At 74.6% G+C, this 14,537-nt stretch carries 13 protein-coding genes, 1 rRNA gene and 1 pseudogene; 3 read left to right on the top strand and 12 right to left on the bottom strand.

Translation table 11 applies throughout. From position 1 onward, the window contains the following. Positions 1-14 precede the first annotated feature (14 nt). Entirely contained in the window at positions 15-845 is an 831-nt protein-coding gene (locus ACIGW2_RS20720; RefSeq protein ID WP_399844966.1) for a hypothetical protein, read from the bottom strand. Between the two features lie 71 nt (positions 846-916). Between ACIGW2_RS20720 and ACIGW2_RS20715 the strand changes: the two genes are divergently transcribed. Further along, complete coding sequence (locus tag ACIGW2_RS20715; protein WP_399844964.1) at positions 917-1,951, top strand: HNH endonuclease; 1,035 nt, start codon at positions 917-919, stop codon at positions 1,949-1,951. A gap of 72 nt (positions 1,952-2,023) precedes the next feature. Here the strand turns inward: ACIGW2_RS20715 and recN are convergent, their stop codons facing one another. The 4 genes from recN to ACIGW2_RS20695 form a co-directional block, all read right to left on the bottom strand. After that, entirely contained in the window at positions 2,024-3,766 is a 1,743-nt protein-coding gene (recN, locus tag ACIGW2_RS20710) for a DNA repair protein RecN (RefSeq protein ID WP_399844961.1), read from the bottom strand. A 490-nt stretch (positions 3,767-4,256) separates the two neighbouring features. After that, a complete protein-coding gene (locus ACIGW2_RS20705; protein WP_361590634.1) occupies positions 4,257-5,189 on the bottom strand; it encodes an NAD kinase in 933 nt (310 codons plus the stop codon). Then, positions 5,186-6,001 carry a TlyA family RNA methyltransferase gene (locus ACIGW2_RS20700; RefSeq protein ID WP_361590631.1) on the bottom strand — a complete coding sequence of 272 codons (816 nt, stop codon included), beginning with the start codon at positions 5,999-6,001 and terminating at the stop codon, positions 5,186-5,188. The genes ACIGW2_RS20705 and ACIGW2_RS20700 overlap by 4 nt, the downstream gene beginning before the upstream one ends. A 7-nt stretch (positions 6,002-6,008) precedes the next feature. Then, a complete protein-coding gene (locus ACIGW2_RS20695) occupies positions 6,009-6,281 on the bottom strand; it encodes a hypothetical protein (protein WP_399844958.1) in 273 nt (90 codons plus the stop codon). Between the two features lie 42 nt (positions 6,282-6,323). On the opposite strand from ACIGW2_RS20695, the gene ACIGW2_RS20690 reads away from it, so the two are divergent. Then, complete coding sequence (locus ACIGW2_RS20690; protein WP_361590626.1) at positions 6,324-6,671, top strand: SCP2 sterol-binding domain-containing protein; 348 nt, start codon at positions 6,324-6,326, stop codon at positions 6,669-6,671. Positions 6,672-6,726: 55 nt separating this feature from the next. On the opposite strand, the gene ACIGW2_RS20685 is transcribed toward ACIGW2_RS20690, so the two are convergent. The 4 genes from ACIGW2_RS20685 to ACIGW2_RS20670 all read right to left on the bottom strand — a co-directional run bounded on the left by ACIGW2_RS20685 (position 6,727) and on the right by ACIGW2_RS20670 (position 11,049). Continuing rightward, complete coding sequence (locus ACIGW2_RS20685) at positions 6,727-7,626, bottom strand: ABC transporter ATP-binding protein (protein WP_399844955.1); 900 nt, start codon at positions 7,624-7,626, stop codon at positions 6,727-6,729. A gap of 29 nt (positions 7,627-7,655) precedes the next feature. After that, positions 7,656-8,675 carry a FecCD family ABC transporter permease gene (locus ACIGW2_RS20680; RefSeq protein WP_391656890.1) on the bottom strand — a complete coding sequence of 340 codons (1,020 nt, stop codon included), beginning with the start codon at positions 8,673-8,675 and terminating at the stop codon, positions 7,656-7,658. An 86-nt stretch (positions 8,676-8,761) separates the two neighbouring features. Beyond that, positions 8,762-9,817 carry a FecCD family ABC transporter permease gene (locus ACIGW2_RS20675; protein WP_391656865.1) on the bottom strand — a complete coding sequence of 352 codons (1,056 nt, stop codon included), beginning with the start codon at positions 9,815-9,817 and terminating at the stop codon, positions 8,762-8,764. A 161-nt stretch (positions 9,818-9,978) separates the two neighbouring features. Continuing rightward, complete coding sequence (locus tag ACIGW2_RS20670) at positions 9,979-11,049, bottom strand: HAD hydrolase-like protein (RefSeq protein WP_391656864.1); 1,071 nt, start codon at positions 11,047-11,049, stop codon at positions 9,979-9,981. An 83-nt stretch (positions 11,050-11,132) separates the two neighbouring features. On the opposite strand from ACIGW2_RS20670, the gene ACIGW2_RS20665 reads away from it, so the two are divergent. After that, complete coding sequence (locus tag ACIGW2_RS20665; RefSeq protein WP_399844952.1) at positions 11,133-12,419, top strand: DUF1015 domain-containing protein; 1,287 nt, start codon at positions 11,133-11,135, stop codon at positions 12,417-12,419. A gap of 78 nt (positions 12,420-12,497) precedes the next feature. Here ACIGW2_RS20665 and ACIGW2_RS20660 read toward each other — a convergent pair whose 3' ends face one another. The 3 genes and pseudogenes from ACIGW2_RS20660 to rrf form a co-directional block, all read right to left on the bottom strand. After that, the gene (locus tag ACIGW2_RS20660) at positions 12,498-13,277 is read right to left on the bottom strand and encodes a tetratricopeptide repeat protein (protein WP_399845369.1); all 780 of its coding nucleotides are present in this window, start codon (positions 13,275-13,277) and stop codon (positions 12,498-12,500) included. Between the two features lie 81 nt (positions 13,278-13,358). Continuing rightward, a pseudogene (locus ACIGW2_RS20655) lies at positions 13,359-14,312 on the bottom strand (hypothetical protein); the annotation flags it as partial. A gap of 137 nt (positions 14,313-14,449) precedes the next feature. Then, a 5S ribosomal RNA gene (gene rrf, locus ACIGW2_RS20650) occupies positions 14,450-14,537 on the bottom strand; the annotation flags it as partial.

The following is a 14,537-nucleotide window of genomic DNA, read 5'->3' as shown; positions in this document are numbered from 1 at the left end:
GCGGCTTCAGCAACTTACCGCCCGGGATCACCCACACGGGTGAGCGCGGAGGCTTGCGCCGGGGCCTGCGCAGGGGCTCGCGCAACGGTGTGCGCGGAAACGTGCGCCGTGCCGCGTGCGCACGCGCTCACCCGCTCCCCGTACACCGCCGCGGCGACCAGCCCGGCCGCGTGCAGGGCCAGCCCGAGCCGCCCGTTGCCGGCGGCCACCGCCGTGCCGAGCGCCGCCCCGAGCGCGTGGGCGCCCTGGTCGCCGAGCATGGTGCGCTCGGCCAGGTCCTCGCCGAGCACCGCCGCTGCGGCCCCCATCGGCGCGGCGGCGAGCGGACCGCGCAGCAGTCCCGGCGCGCCGAGCCCGAGCACGAGCAGCGCGGCGCGCCCCGGCCGTACGTCCACCAGGTTGACGAGGTGCGCGGTGCCGGCGATCACCACTCCGGCGAGCAGCTTGTCGACGGGCCGCTCCTTGAGCAGCGCCCCGGCCACCACCCCCGCGGCGCCGATCCCGAACAGCTTGACCGCCCCGCTGGTGACCTCGCCGTGCCGCAGCGCCGTCAGATGTGCCCGGAAGCCCCGCCGGTGATCCCCGCGGGCGTCGTCGTACGCCCCGCACGCGCCGGCCGCGAGCACGGCCAGCGCCGCCGCCCCGCTTCCCGATCCGGCCGCCGCGCCGAGAGCCGTCGCCGGCCCGGCCCACAGCCCGACGGTCCGCCCGGCGTGGTTGGTCCGCTCCCAGCGCGCGTCACCGGCCCCGAACCGCCGCAGTCCCTCGTACACGGCCCGGGTCACCCCGGCGGCCACGCCGAAGGAGGCGGCGGCGGAGGCGGCCCTGCCTCGTGTCCTGATCACGACGGTCAGCCTAATGAACTGTCAGTGGCGGCTGCCACGCTGTCGGCACGGAGCACCACCGGGGAGGGGACATGGCCAAGAAGCCGAGGCAGCAGGCGCGCAGGGGGCCGGCACGGGCGTCGGGCAAGGGCGCGGGCAGCACGCCGAAGGGCGTGGCGATCTACCACGACATGAAGGTGTACGAGAACTTCGAGCGCTGTGCCCAGCGCCTCTTCGAGTGCGTACGGATGGCGCAGAAGCAGTCCCCGGGCGCGCCCCGCATGCTGTTTCTGGACATCCAGGGCCACCGGAACTCGGCGGACGGCTACGACCACGACGCCTACGAGCTGATGCGGGACTTCGGCATGGGCTATCTGCTGCAGTACCTGACGGAGTTCAGCACTCCGCTCTTCCGGGTCCGCAACAACGGGCGCCAGCGCGACGACATCCCGCCGGCCCTGGTCATCGGCTACCCGGACGACGGCAGCGACTACGGCTACGACGCGGCCGAGCTGGGTCTGAAGCCGCGCGAGAAGAACCCGGCCGAGCGCAGGTCCAAGCCCACGCTCAAGGCGATCACCGAGTACCTGGGGCTCGACGAGCCGGCCTGCCTCGTCTGCTGGCGGAAGCCGGTCGAGCGCTGCCACGTGGTGCCGGAGGCGCTCGGCGGATCACTGGACGTCCGGAACTTCGCCCTGCTCTGCCCCGCCCACCACGCCGAGGCGCCCGACGTCGCGGACGCCGAGAGCTTCTGGGCCTGGGTGGACTACGCGGAGCTGCGGGACAGCCCGGACAAGTGGCTCGACGCCCCGGAGGAGCTGCGGACGTGGCTCAAGGAGCACAGGGTGCGCGTGGACGCGCCCGCCCGGGAGCCGCAGTCCTTCTTCTCCGCGGTGAAGCGCGAACTGAAGTCGCTGTACGGCTGGACCGACGCCGACTTCACGTCGGCGGTCTGGGAGGAGCTGATGGAGGAGTTCCACACCGTGCTCGACTCGGCGACGGGCAAGCACTTCTCCGTCGAGAAGAAGGTCTCGACCTACGCGTGGGCCTACGACGTGGCCCGCCGCCGGGTCGCCGGCGTGTCGGGGCCGGGCCAGGGAGTGGTGACGCACATACCCACGCCCTGAGCCCGAGCTCCGCCCGCCGCGCACCACGGCGGGCGGGCAGGGAGCCTGCGGCGCGTGGGCGCGCCGCAGCACTCAGGCGTCCGCCCGCGCCGCCGCGAGGAGTTCCTCGGCGTGCGCCCGCGCCGTCTCGGAGTCCTCCTGGCCGGCCAGCATCCGGGACAGCTCGCGCACCCGGTCCTCGCCCTCCAGGACGGTGACGCCGGAGCGGGTCACGGACCCGTCGTTGGTCTTCTCCACGAGCAGCTGCCGGTCGGCGAAGGCCGCCACCTGCGGCAGGTGGGTGACCACCACGACCTGCGCGGTACGGGCCAGCTTGGCGAGCCGGCGGCCGATCTCCACCGCCGCCTTGCCGCCGACGCCGGCGTCGACCTCGTCGAAGAGATAGGTCGGCACCGGGTCCGTGCCGGCGAAGACCACCTCGACGGCGAGCATCACCCGGGACAGCTCACCACCGGACGCGCCCTTGGCGATGGGCCGCGGCGGCGCGCCCGGGTGCGGGGCGAGCAGCAGCTCGACCTCGTCCGCGCCGGCCGGCCCGAAAGCGACCCGCCGGCCGTCGACCTCGACGCCCTCGGGGTCCTCGGTCTGCCGGATCGCGAACGACACCCGCGCGTGCGGCATGGCGAGCGAGGCCAGCTCGGCGGTGACCGCCCCGGCGAACCGCTCCGCCGCCTCCGTGCGCGCGTCGGTCAGGCGCTGGGCCAGCACCGACAGCTCGTCGCGCAGCCGGTCCCGCTCGGCGGTCAGCTCCTCGATGCGCTCGTCGTCACCGTCCAGCTCGGTCAGCCGGGTCGCGCTCTGCTCGGCCCAGGCGAGCACGGCGGCCACGTCCTCGCCGTACTTCCGGGTGAGCTGGGTCAGCGCGGCCCGCCGCTCCTCCACGGCCGCGAGCCGCAGCGGGTCGGCGTCCAGGTTGTCCGCGTACCCGGCCAGCTCGCCGGCCACGTCCGCGAGCAGGATGGAGATCTCCCCCATCCGGTCGGCGAGCGCGGCGAGCGCCGGGTCGTGCGCCCGCACGGCCTCCAGGGCCCGGCCCGCGCCCGCGACCAGTGTGGTCGCGTCGACGGCCTCCGGGTCCTCCGGCTGGCCCGCGAGCGCGGCGTGCGCGAGCGCGGCGGCGGAGGCCAGGGACTCGGCGTGCCCGAGCCGCTCCGCCTCGGCGGCCAGCTCGACGTCCTCGCCGGCGCGCGGCTCCACCGCCTCGATCTCGGCCAGCCCGAAGCGCAGCAGGTCCGCCTCCTGGGCCCGCTCCCGGGCCCGGGTGGTGATCTCCTCCAGCTCGGCGGCGACGGCCCGCAGCCGCCGGTAGGCCTCGCCGTACGCGGCGAGCGGCACGGCCACGGCGTCCCCCGCGTACCGGTCGAGCGCGCCGCGCTGCCGGGCCGGCTTCAGCAGGCCCTGCTGGTCGGTCTGGCCGTGCACGGCGACGAGCTCGTCGGCCAGCTCGGCGAGCAGCCCGACGGGCACGGAGCGCCCGCCCAGGTGCGCCCGCGAGCGTCCCTCGGCCGAGACGGTACGGCTGACGAGCAGCGCGCCCTCGTCGAGCTCGGCGCCCGCCTCCTCGGCGCGCGCGGCGGCCGGCGCGCCCGGGGGCAGCGTGATCCGCCCCTCGACGACGGCGGAGCCCGCCCCGATCCGTACCAGGGCCGGATCGGCGCGCCCGCCGAGCAGCAGCCCGAGGCTGGTCACGACCATGGTCTTGCCCGCACCGGTCTCGCCCGTCACCGCCGTGAAGCCGGGTGACAGCTCGACGACCGCGTCGTCGATGACCCCGAGCGACCGTATCCGCATCTCCTCCAACACGGAGAAGACCATACGAGGTCGGAGCACCCCTGTGCGACGGCCCCTGCCGTCCGCACGCGAACCCGCAGGTCGGCGGGGCACCCCGTCACCCTCGGGAGTGGGCCGGACCCGCACCGGAGGATCCCCGCGAAGGCCTCGGGGAGGCTTCCTGGGGCCGGCCCGGCGGGTCAGGGGCGGACAGGCCGCGGCCGTCTGATGCACGGGGTCTCCCCCGGCCCGCCATGGCCGAGGGACGAAGCTCCGGGGGAGTCGCGGACCTGGCCATCCGCCGGACAGGCCCTAGGGTGTCTTGTCGATCAGGCCGGATCAGGGAGCGGCGTCCGGTGCGCGCGATCGCAAGGCGGAGGTGGGGGCACCTCCCCGGCCGCCGGGCCGAGGGGGCGGAGTCCATGCGGTGGATGCACCTCCCGGGCGAAGCCCAGGGGGCCATCGGCGACCGACGACAACGCGGCGAGCGTGCGTGCCAGGCACAGCGAGCCCGGCATGATCGGCGATGCACCCCCTAGTGCGGCGCCCCCCGCCACCCCGACACCGGCAGGGCGAACTTCGCCACGAGCCGGTCGGTGAAGGAGGCGTGGTGGAGCCGGGCCAGGCGGACCGGGACGGCGCCGCGGCGGACCTCGACGCGGGCGCCGGCCGGCAGCGAGATCGTGCGTCGCCCGTCGCACCACAGCACCCCGTCCGGGGTGTGCGGCTCGACCTCGACCGCGAGGACCGACTCGGGGGTGGTGACGAGCGGCTTCGCGAACAGCGCGTGCGCCCCGATCGGCACCATGAGCAGCGCCTCCACCTCGGGCCAGACGACCGGGCCGCCGGCGGAGAACGCGTAGGCGGTGGAACCGGTCGGCGTCGCGCAGATCACCCCGTCGCAGCCGAAGCCGGTCACCGGCCGCCCGTCGACGGCGATGACGACCTCCAGCATCCGCTCCGGGGACACCTTCTGCACGGCCGCCTCGTTGAGCGCCCAGTCGCGGTGCAGCACGTCGCCGTTCTGATAGACGGTGACGTCGAGCGTCATCCGCTCCTCGACCTCGTAGGCCCGGGTCACGACCCGGTCGACCACCTTGTCGAGGTCGTCGCGCTCGGCCTCGGCGAGGAAGCCGACCCGGCCCAGGTTGACGCCGAGCATCGGCACCCCGGAGGCGCGGGAGAACTCGGAGCCGCGCAGCAGGGTGCCGTCGCCGCCCAGGACGACGAGGAGTTCACAGCCGTCGAGCGCCTCGGCGCAGCCCTCGGGGACCTTCTCGACGGCCGGCGGCAGCGGCAGGTCGGCCGCCTCCGCCTCCAGGACGCGCACCCCGATGCCGCTGCGGAGCAGCCCGAGGACGACGAGTTCGGCGCTGCGCACGGCGGCCGGCCGGCCGGTGTGCGCGAGCAGGAAGACGGTGCGGCTGGTGCCGCTCTTCTCCTCGGACGTGCTCGAACCAGTGCTCAACGAGGTCCTTCCGCCACGGCGCGGTCGACTTCCGCCGGATCAAGGGCGGGCGCCCCGGCCCGCAGCCACAGAAAGTACTCGACGTTGCCGGACGGGCCGGGCAGCGGGCTGGCGGTGACGCCGAGGACACCGAGCCCGAGCTCGCCGGCCTGCCGGGCCACGTTCTTGACGGCGTCGGCGCGCAGTTCGGTGCTGCGCACCACTCCGCCGGTGCCGAGGCGCTCCTTGCCGACCTCGAACTGCGGCTTGACCATGAGGACCAGGTCGGCGCCGGGGGCGGTGCAGGCCACCAGGGCGGGCAGCACGAGGCCGAGCGGGATGAAGGACAGGTCGCCGACGACCAGGTCGACGGGGACGCCGTCGATGGAGTCGAGCGTCATCTCGCGCACGTTGGTGCGGTCCTTGACCGTGACCCGCTCGTCGCTCTGCAGCGACCAGGCGAGCTGCCCGTAGCCGACGTCGACGGCGACGACGTGCGCGGCGCCGGCGCGCAGCAGGACGTCGGTGAAGCCACCCGTGGACGCGCCCGCGTCCAGCGCGCGCCGGCCCTCGACGACGAGTCCCTTCGGCACGAACGCGGCGAAGGCGCCGGCCAGCTTGTGGCCGCCGCGCGAGACGTAGTCGGGGTCGCTGTCGTCCTGGGCGACGACGATGGCCGCGGCGGTCTCGACCTGGGTGGCGGGCTTGGTGGCGACGGTCTTGCCGACGGTCACCCGGCCCGCGGCGATCAGCTGGCTGGCGTGCTCGCGCGAGCGCGCCAGCTTCCGCCGTACCAGCTCGGCGTCGAGACGGCGGCGTGCCGGTCCTGCCACGTTCGGTTCAGCTCCTGTTGTCGTACGGACGGGGTGCGGCGGGCTGCGGTGCGGCGTCGAGCGAGGTCAGCTCGGCGCGCAGCCCACGGTGTACATCCTCGTACACGTCGAGGTGTCCGTCCGCCGTGAGGTGGTCGGCGTCGCCGAGCCGGTCGAGCAGCGCGTCGACGGCGGGGCGGCCGGTGGGGGTGCGGACGACACCGAGGGGGGCGGGTCCGGCGGGCTGGTACGGATCGGCCTCGGGGGCCGCGCCGGGGTCTTCGGGTGTCGCGTCGCTCATGCCCCGACGCTACCGCGAAGCCCTGGGGTACGGTCGAGCGCGATGGCGACGATCACGGAGTGCCGCGAGGCGCTGAAGAGACTTTCGGACAATCTGGCGGCGGCCGACGGCGAGGTGCGCGGCGCCGCCGCGCTCGACCGCACCCTGAGCTGCCACCTCACCGACCTGGACACGACCTTCACCGGCCGGCTGGCCGACGGGCGGATCGAGGTCGAGGACACGGTGCCGGGCCCGCCGCCGGGGAAGGCGCAGATCCGGCTGCGGATGACCGGCGACGACCTGGTCGCGATGGTCGACGGACGGCTGAACTTCGCCAGGGCCTGGGCCTCCGGCCGGGTCGGCCTGGAGGCCGGCTTCCGCGACCTGCTGCGCCTGCGCTCCCTGCTCTAGGCCCGCCGGCCGGACCCGGCCTGCCGGACGACCCCTAGGGCCCGCCGGACGGACCCTAGGCCCGGAGTGCGGGCCTGCGGGCCGCGCGTCCGGCCGGGACGACCAGCGGGGTGCCGGTCTCCGGGTCGTCGATGACCTGGCAGCGCAGCCCGAAGACGCGCTCGACCAGCTCGGCGGTGACCACCTCGGCCGGCGGGCCCTCGGCGACGACCTCGCCGTCCCGGCAGGCGATGAGGTGGGTCGCGTACCGGGCGGCGTGGTTGAGGTCGTGCAGGACGGCGACGAGGGTGCGGCCCTGGGTCTCGTGCAGTTCGGCGCACAGGTCGAGGACGTCGATCTGGTGCTGGATGTCGAGGAAGGTGGTCGGCTCGTCGAGGAGCAGCAGCGGGGTCTGCTGGGCGAGCGCCATCGCGATCCAGACCCGCTGGCGCTGCCCGCCGGACAGCTCGTCGACGTACCGCTCGGCGAGCTCGGCCACGCCGGTGGCGGCCATCGACTCCTGCACGATCCGCTCGTCCTCGGGCGACCACTGGCGCAGCAGGCCCTGGTGCGGGTAGCGGCCGCGGGCGACGAGGTCGGCGACGGTGATGCCGTCGGGCGCGACGGAGGACTGCGGGAGCAGCCCGAGGGTGCGGGCGACCTTCTTGGCGGGCATGGTGTGGATGGCCTGCCCGTCGAGCAGCACCCGGCCCTCGGTGGGCTTCAGCATCCGGGACAGCGCGCGCAGCAGCGTGGACTTGCCGCAGGCGTTGGGGCCGACGATGACCGTGAAGGAGTGGTCGGGGATGTCGACGCTCAGGTCGCGGGCGATGACCCGCTGGTCGTAGGCGAGCGTGACCGCCTCGGCGCTCAGCCGCTGCCGGCCCGGGGCCGGGTCGCGGGCCGGTGCCGGTGCCTGCGCCTCGGCCTGTGCCTCGGCCTGCTCGTTTCGTGCCGTCGTGCTGCCGGTGGTCATTCCCGTGCTCCCGGTGGTGTTCTCGAGGGTCATATCCGGCCGGCCTTCCGCTCGCCGACGAGCAGCCACAGCAGGTAGCAGCCGCCGAGGACGCCGGTGACGACGCCGACGGGCAGCTGGCGCTCGCCGAAGGCGTTGGTGGCGGTCCAGTCGGCCACCAGCAGCAGGGTGGTGCCCATGAGCGCGGAGGCGGCCAGGTTCGGGCCGGGCGAGCGGGTGAGCCGGCGGGCCAGCTGGGGCGCGCTCAGCGAGACGAAGACGATCGGCCCGGCGGCGGCGGTGGCGACGGCCACGAGCAGCACCGCGGAGGCCATGAGGACGATGCGGGTCCGCTCGACCTTCACGCCGAGCGCGTACGCGGCGTCGTCGCCCATCTCCAGCATGCGCAGCGCCCGCCCGTGCCCGAGGACGAGCGGCAGCAGTACGCAGCTGACGCCGAACAGCGGCCAGAACTGGGTCATGTCCCGGCCTTCCAGGGAGCCGGTCATCCACACCATGGCGCGGGTCGCGTCGACCAGCTGGGCCTTGGTGAGGAGGTAGTGGATGAGGGCGGTGAGCATGGCGGCGGCGCCGATGCCGACGAGCACCAGGCGGTAGCCGTGCACACCGCGCTTCCAGGCGAGCAGGTAGATCACGGCGCCGGTGACGAGCCCGCCGACGATCGCGCCGCCGGCGGCCGCCGTGGCGCTGCCCTGGAAGAGGACGATGACGACGAGCGCGCCGACCGTGGAGCCCTGGCCGAAGCCGATGACGTCGGGGCTGCCCAGCGGGTTGCGGGACACGGACTGGAAGACGGCGCCGCCGATGCCGAGCGCGGCGCCGACGAACAGGGCGACGAGCACACGCGGCAGCCGCAGGTCCAGGACCGCGATCTTCTGCACCTCGGTGCCGCCGCCGAGCAGCGTCGAGACGACGTCGCCGGGCGCGACGGGGAAGTCGCCGCTGCCGATGAGGACGACGGCCATGGCGAGCGCGACCACGAGCAGGCCGAGCACGGAGATCAGGGCGCGCGGCTCGTACCGTACGGACAGGCCCCCGCCGGTCCGCAGGGTGCGGGTCCGCCGGACGGCGGCCCGGGGGGCCGGTGGGGGCGGGGCGGTCTCGGCGGTCCGGGCGGTGGCGGTGCTCGGGGTGCTCACAGCTGGGCCATCCTCTTGCGGCGCACGAGTCGGATGAAGACGGGTCCGCCGACGAGCGCGGTGACGATGCCGACCTGGAGTTCGGCGGGGCGGGCGATGACCCGGCCGAGGACGTCGGAGCCGAGCAGCAGCACGGGCGAGAGGACCGCCGCGTAGGGCAGGATCCAGCGCATGTCGGGGCCGGTGATCGAGCGCACCATGTACGGGACCATCAGGCCGACGAAGACGATCGGCCCGCAGGCGGCGGTCGCGGCGCCGCACAGCAGCGTCACGGCCACCATGGCGGTGATCCGGGTCCGGTTGAGGTGCGCGCCGAGCGCCCGGGCGGTGTCGTCGCCCATCTCCATGGCGTTGAGGGGACGGGAGATGAGCAGCGCGAGGACGGTGCCGACGAGGACGAAGGGCGCGATCCGGCGGACGGTGTCCATGTTGGCGTCGGCCAGCGAGCCGACGGTCCAGAAGCGCAGCCGGTCCAGGGCGGCGGAGTTCAGCAGCTGTACGGCGTTGACGTAGCCGTACAGGGCGGCGGTGGCCGCGGTTCCGGCGAGCGCGAGCCGCACGGGCGTGGCGCCGCGGCTGCCGCCGAGCACGTACACGAGGACGGAGACGACGGCGGCGCCGACGAAGGCGAACCACACGTAGGCGGCGGGGTCGGTGACGCCGAGGAAGGCGATCGCGGACACCACGGCCGCGGCGGCGCCCGCGTTGACGCCGAGGAGTCCCGGCTCGGCGAGCGGGTTGCGGGTGAGTCCCTGCATGACGGCGCCGGAGAGGCCGAGGGCCAGGCCGACGAGGAGGCCGAGGAGGGTGCGGGGGACGCGCACGTCGTGGATGACGACGTCGTTGCGGATGCCGCTGTTGTGGAACAGGCCGTGCCACACGTCGCCGAGCGGCACCGGCTTGGCACCGATCATGATGCTCAGGACGCAGATCAGCAGCAGGACCCCGACGGCCGCGACCAGTCCGACGGCGCGCAGCGAGGTGCGGCGCGCCGGTGGCTGGGCAGGGCCGGTCGACTCCGCGCTCGCACGGGAGGGACTCTCGACCAACACGAGGTTAGGTTAGCCTACCCTGCGAAGGGTGATCGATCCCCTGTACGGACAGGGGTACGCCCCCGGGCACGAAAGGCCCAAGGTCCCCGGCCGCACCGGCGGACGCCGGCCGCCCGAACCGCGGCCCGAACCGCGGCCCGGCCCCCGGCCGGCTCACCCGCTCACCCCACCGCGCCCAGCCGCTCCAGCGCCTTCGCCGTGTCGAGCCCGCAGGCCCCCGCGCCCGCCTCCGTCCAGGCCGCCGCGCACAGCGCCCGCACCCCGTCCAGGGCGTCGAGCGCCTCGCCCGCCCCCTCCAGGAGCAGCGCGCCCCCGCTCACCGAGGCCGTCCAGCCGCCGCACCGGAAACCGCCGTCCGCGTCGCCGGTCACCTCCGGCTGCGGCACGAGCAGCCCGCGCAGGTCGGCCGCCACATAGGTCGGCCGGTGCTCCGGCACCGCCGCGAGCAGCCGCGGCACGTCCGTCACCCCGGTGAGCACGAGCAGCGAGTCCACCCCGCCGTTGAACGCGCCCTCGATGTCCGTGTCCAGCCGGTCGCCGACCACCAGCGGCCGCTCGGCCCCGGTCCGCAGCACCGTCTCGCGGTGCATCGGGGGCAGCGGCTTGCCCGCCACCTTCGGCTCGGCACCCGTCGCGATCCGGACGACTTCCACCGCGGCCCCGTTCCCCGGCCCGATGCCCCGCGCGCTCGGGATGGTCAGATCGGTGTTCGACGCGTACCAGGGCAGCCCCCGCCCCACCGCGTAACTCGCCTCCGCGAACCGGCCCCACGGCAGATCGGGACCGCCGTACCCCTGCACCACCGCCACCGGGTCATCGTCCAGCGACTCCACCGGCACGAGCCCGCGCTCGCGCAGCGCGATCCGCAGCCCCTCGCCGCCGATCAGCAGGATCCGGGCACCGGGCGGCATCTCGTCGGCGATCAGCCGGGCCACCGCCTGCGCCGAGGTGATCACGTCCGCCGGCTCGGCCGGCACCCCCAGCTCGGTCAGGTGCGCCGCCACCACGTCCGGCGGCCGGAGCGCGTTGTTCGTGACGTACGCCAGGTGCATGCCGCCCGCCCGGGCGGTCCCCAGCGCCTCCACCGCGTACGGGACGGCGCCGCCGCCCGCGTAGTACACGACACCGTCCAGGTCGAGCAGCGCCGTGTCGTACGCCTCGCTCAGCGGGCGCGCGCTGCCCTCGGTCCGCAGCCGCCCCTCCCGCCCCTGCCCCTGGCCGAATTCCGTCATGTCATGCACTCCTCACCTCGCCGGGGGCACGGAAAACCCCGCTCCCCGATCATCGCTCATCCCCCACCGCCTACGATGACGAGATGAACACCTCAGGTCACGCGGCCGACGACGTCCGCGCCCCCGGTCTCCGCCTGAGCCCCTTCCGGGGCCTCCGGTACGTCCCCGAGCGGGTCGGCAGCCTGGCCGCCGTGACCTCCCCGCCGTACGACGTCGTCGTCCGGCCCGACGGACTGCACGAGCTGGAGTCCGCCGACCCGCACAACATCGTCCGGCTGATCCTCCCGCAGGCCATCACCGCCGGCACCCGTCACCGCAAGGCCGCCGTCACCCTCGACCGCTGGCTCGCCGACGGCATCCTCGCCCCGGACCCCGAGCCCGCCCTCTACGTGTACGAGCAGCGCGGCGACGGCCTCCTCCAGCGCGGCCTCATCGGCGCCCTCGAACTCTCCACGCCCGCCGAGGGCATCGTGCTCCCCCACGAGGACGTCATGCCGCACGTCGTCGAGGACCGCGCCGCCCTCATGCGCACCACGGGCGCCAACCTCGAACCGCTGCTCCTCACCTACCGCGGCGACGGGGACGGCGCCGCCGCCGTCATCGACCGGGTCGCCGAGCGCGAACCGCTGCTCGCCACCACCACCGAGGACGGCTTCCAGCACCGCCTCTGGGCCGTCACCCACCCGGCCGACCTGACCGCCGTCGCCACCGAACTCGCCCGCCACCAGGCCCTCATCGCCGACGGCCACCACCGCTGGGCGACCTATCTGCGGCTGCGCGAGGAGCACGCCGTGCCCGGCCCGTGGAACCACGGCCTGGTCCTGCTCGTGGACACCGCCCGCTACCCGCTCCGGGTCCGCGCCATCCACCGGCTGCTCAACCGGCTCCCGGTCGCCGACGCGCTCGCCGCCGTCGGCGACGCCTTCCGCGTCACGCGCCTGGACGGCCCCTTGTCCGCCGCCCAGGAGGCCCTGGCCGCGGCGACCACCGAGGGCAACGCCTTCGTCCTCGCCGGCGACGGCGCCTTCCACCTCCTCGACTGCCCGGACCCGGACCTGCTGGCCCGCACGATCCGCCCCGACCGCCCCGAGGCCTGGCGCACCCTGGACGCGACGGTGCTGCACTCGACGCTCCTCGACCACGTGTGGCGCATCCCGGACGCCCCCGAGGACATCGCCTACATCCACGACACCCGGGCCGCCGTCGAGCAGGCCGAACGGCGCGGCGGCACGGCGGTGCTCATGCACCCGGTGAAGGAGGAGGTCGTCCGCGACCTGGCCCGCCAGGGCGTCACCATGCCCCGCAAGTCGACCTCCTTCGGCCCCAAGCCGGCGACGGGCCTGGTGCTGCGCAGCCTCGCCCTGGACTGACCCACCTGACATCCGGATACGCCGAAGGGCGGCACCCCGGCAGGGGTGCCGCCCTTCGTGTCACGACCGCGGTCCAGGTCAGGCCTTGTCGGCGTCCTCGGCCTCGTCGTCGTCCTCGTCCGTGCCCTCGTCGAGGGAGTCGGACGCACCGCTCTCCTCGCCGTCCTCGTCGTCCTCCTCGTCGAAGGCGTCGACGAACTCGACCCCGTCCAGCTCGGCGAGGCGGTCGGAGGCGTCCATGGAACCGTCCTTGTCGGCCTCCAGCGCCTTCGCGAACCACTCGCGCGCCTCGCTCTCCCGGCCGGCGGCCAGCAGCGCGTCCGCGTAGGCGTACCGCAGCCGCGCGGTCCACGGGTGGTTGGCGTTCGACGCCAGCTCCGGGCTCTGCAGGGTCACGATGGCGGCGTCCAGCTGCCCCATGTCCCGACGGGCACCGGCGGCCACCAGCCGCATCTCGACCTGACCGGCCTTGTCGAGCTTCTGCACCTCGGGCTCGCCGGCCATGGCCAGCGCCCGCTCCGGGCGGCCCAGACCGCGCTCGCAGTCGGCCATGACGGGCCACAGCTCGACCCCGCCGGTCATCCGCCGCGCGGCCCGGAACTCGGCCAGCGCCTCGGCGTACTTCTGCGTGGCGTACGCGGCGAAGCCGGCCGCCTCGCGGACAGCGGCGACGCGGGAGGCCAGCCGCAGCGCGACCCGGGAGTAGCCGTAGGCCTTCTCCGGGTCCTCGTCGATCAGCTGCGCGACCATGACGAGGTTACGGGCGACGTCGTCGGCGAGCCCCTTGGGCAGGCTCATCAGCTCCTGCCGCACGTCCGGGTCGATCTCCTCACCGGTGACCTCCGGCGGGATCGGCAGCCGCTTCAGCGGCGCACGGTCGCGGTCACCGCGGCCCCGGTCGTCGCGGCGGTCGTCACGGCGCCCGTAGCCACCCCGGTCGTCCCGGCGCGGCCCGCGCCCACGGTCGTCCCGACGGTCGTCGCGGCCACGGAAACCCCCGCCGCCCCGCCGGTCGTCCTCGCGCCGCGGCCCACGGGGCCGCTCGTCACGCCGGTCGTCGCCCCCGCGGAAGGACGGCCGGTCGTCCCGACGCTCGTCGCGGCGGAAGCCACCGCCACGGTTGTCGTCACGACGGAAGGACGGCCGGTCGTCGCGACGCTCGTCGCGACGGAACCCGCCGCCACGGTTGTCGTCACGACGGAAGCCGCCACCGCGGTTGTCGTCACGACGGTCATCACGGTTGTAGGAGGGACGGTCGTACGACGGACGGTCATCGCGACGGAACGACGGACGCTCGTCACGACCGCGGTAACCACCGCCACCACGGTTGTCATCACGGCGCTCGTCGCGGCGGAAGCCACCGCCACGGTTGTCGTCACGGCGGAAGGACGGCCGGTCGTCGCGACGCTCGTCGCGACGGAAGCCACCGCCACGGTTGTCGTCACGGCGGTCATCGCGACGGTCGTCACGACGGAACGGGGGACGCTCGCCACCGCGGTTGTCGTCACGCCGGTCATCACGGCCGTACGAGGGGCGGTCGTCCCGACGGAAGGACGGCCGGTCGTCGCGACGCTCGTCACGACGGAAGCCACCGCCACGGTTGTCGTCACGGCGGAAGCCGCCACCGCGGTTGTCGTCACGACGGTCATCACGGCCGTACGAGGGGCGGTCGTCGCGCCGGTACGACGGCCGGTCGTCCCGGCGGTCATCGCGCCGGTCGTCGCGGCGATCGTCGCGGCGATCGTCACGGCGGTACGAGGGACGGTCGTCGCGGCCGCGGTAGCCGCCGCCACGGTTGTCGTCACGACGCGGCCCACGGAAGCCGCCCCGCTCGCCACCGTCCCGGCGACGCGGCTCGCGCTCCGGACGATCGTCGGGAGAGTTGGTGGACATCGAGGTGACTCCTGTCTTCGGGTACTGCAGTCATTCTCGCGCAGCCGGCACCGCACCGCGCTTCAGGAAATACTAAGGAAAAACAAAAGGACCCCTGGTCCCAGCGTGAACGCTGGGACCAGGGGTCCTGAAAGATTGTTCGGCGGCGTCCTACTCTCCCACAGGGTCCCCCCTGCAGTACCATCGGCGCTGAAAGGCTTAGCTTCCGGGTTCGGAATGTAACCG

The organism is Streptomyces sp. NPDC053541 (assembly GCF_044544705.1).
In the GTDB taxonomy this organism is placed as follows: Bacteria; Actinomycetota; Actinomycetes; order Streptomycetales; family Streptomycetaceae; genus Streptomyces.
Note: the sequence above shows the minus strand (reverse complement) of the source record. Positions and strands in the feature narration are given on the sequence as shown.

Coding starts and splice junctions, on each gene's coding strand:
- ACIGW2_RS20715 (WP_399844964.1), top strand. CDS start 917: ATGGCCAAGAAGCCGAGGCAGCAGGCGCGCAGGGGGCCGGCACGGGCG.
- recN (WP_399844961.1), bottom strand. CDS start 3,766: ATGGTCTTCTCCGTGTTGGAGGAGATGCGGATACGGTCGCTCGGGGTC.
- ACIGW2_RS20695 (WP_399844958.1), bottom strand. CDS start 6,281: ATGAGCGACGCGACACCCGAAGACCCCGGCGCGGCCCCCGAGGCCGAT.
- ACIGW2_RS20690 (WP_361590626.1), top strand. CDS start 6,324: ATGGCGACGATCACGGAGTGCCGCGAGGCGCTGAAGAGACTTTCGGAC.
- ACIGW2_RS20685 (WP_399844955.1), bottom strand. CDS start 7,626: ATGACCACCGGCAGCACGACGGCACGAAACGAGCAGGCCGAGGCACAG.
- ACIGW2_RS20670 (WP_391656864.1), bottom strand. CDS start 11,049: ATGACGGAATTCGGCCAGGGGCAGGGGCGGGAGGGGCGGCTGCGGACC.
- ACIGW2_RS20665 (WP_399844952.1), top strand. CDS start 11,133: ATGAACACCTCAGGTCACGCGGCCGACGACGTCCGCGCCCCCGGTCTC.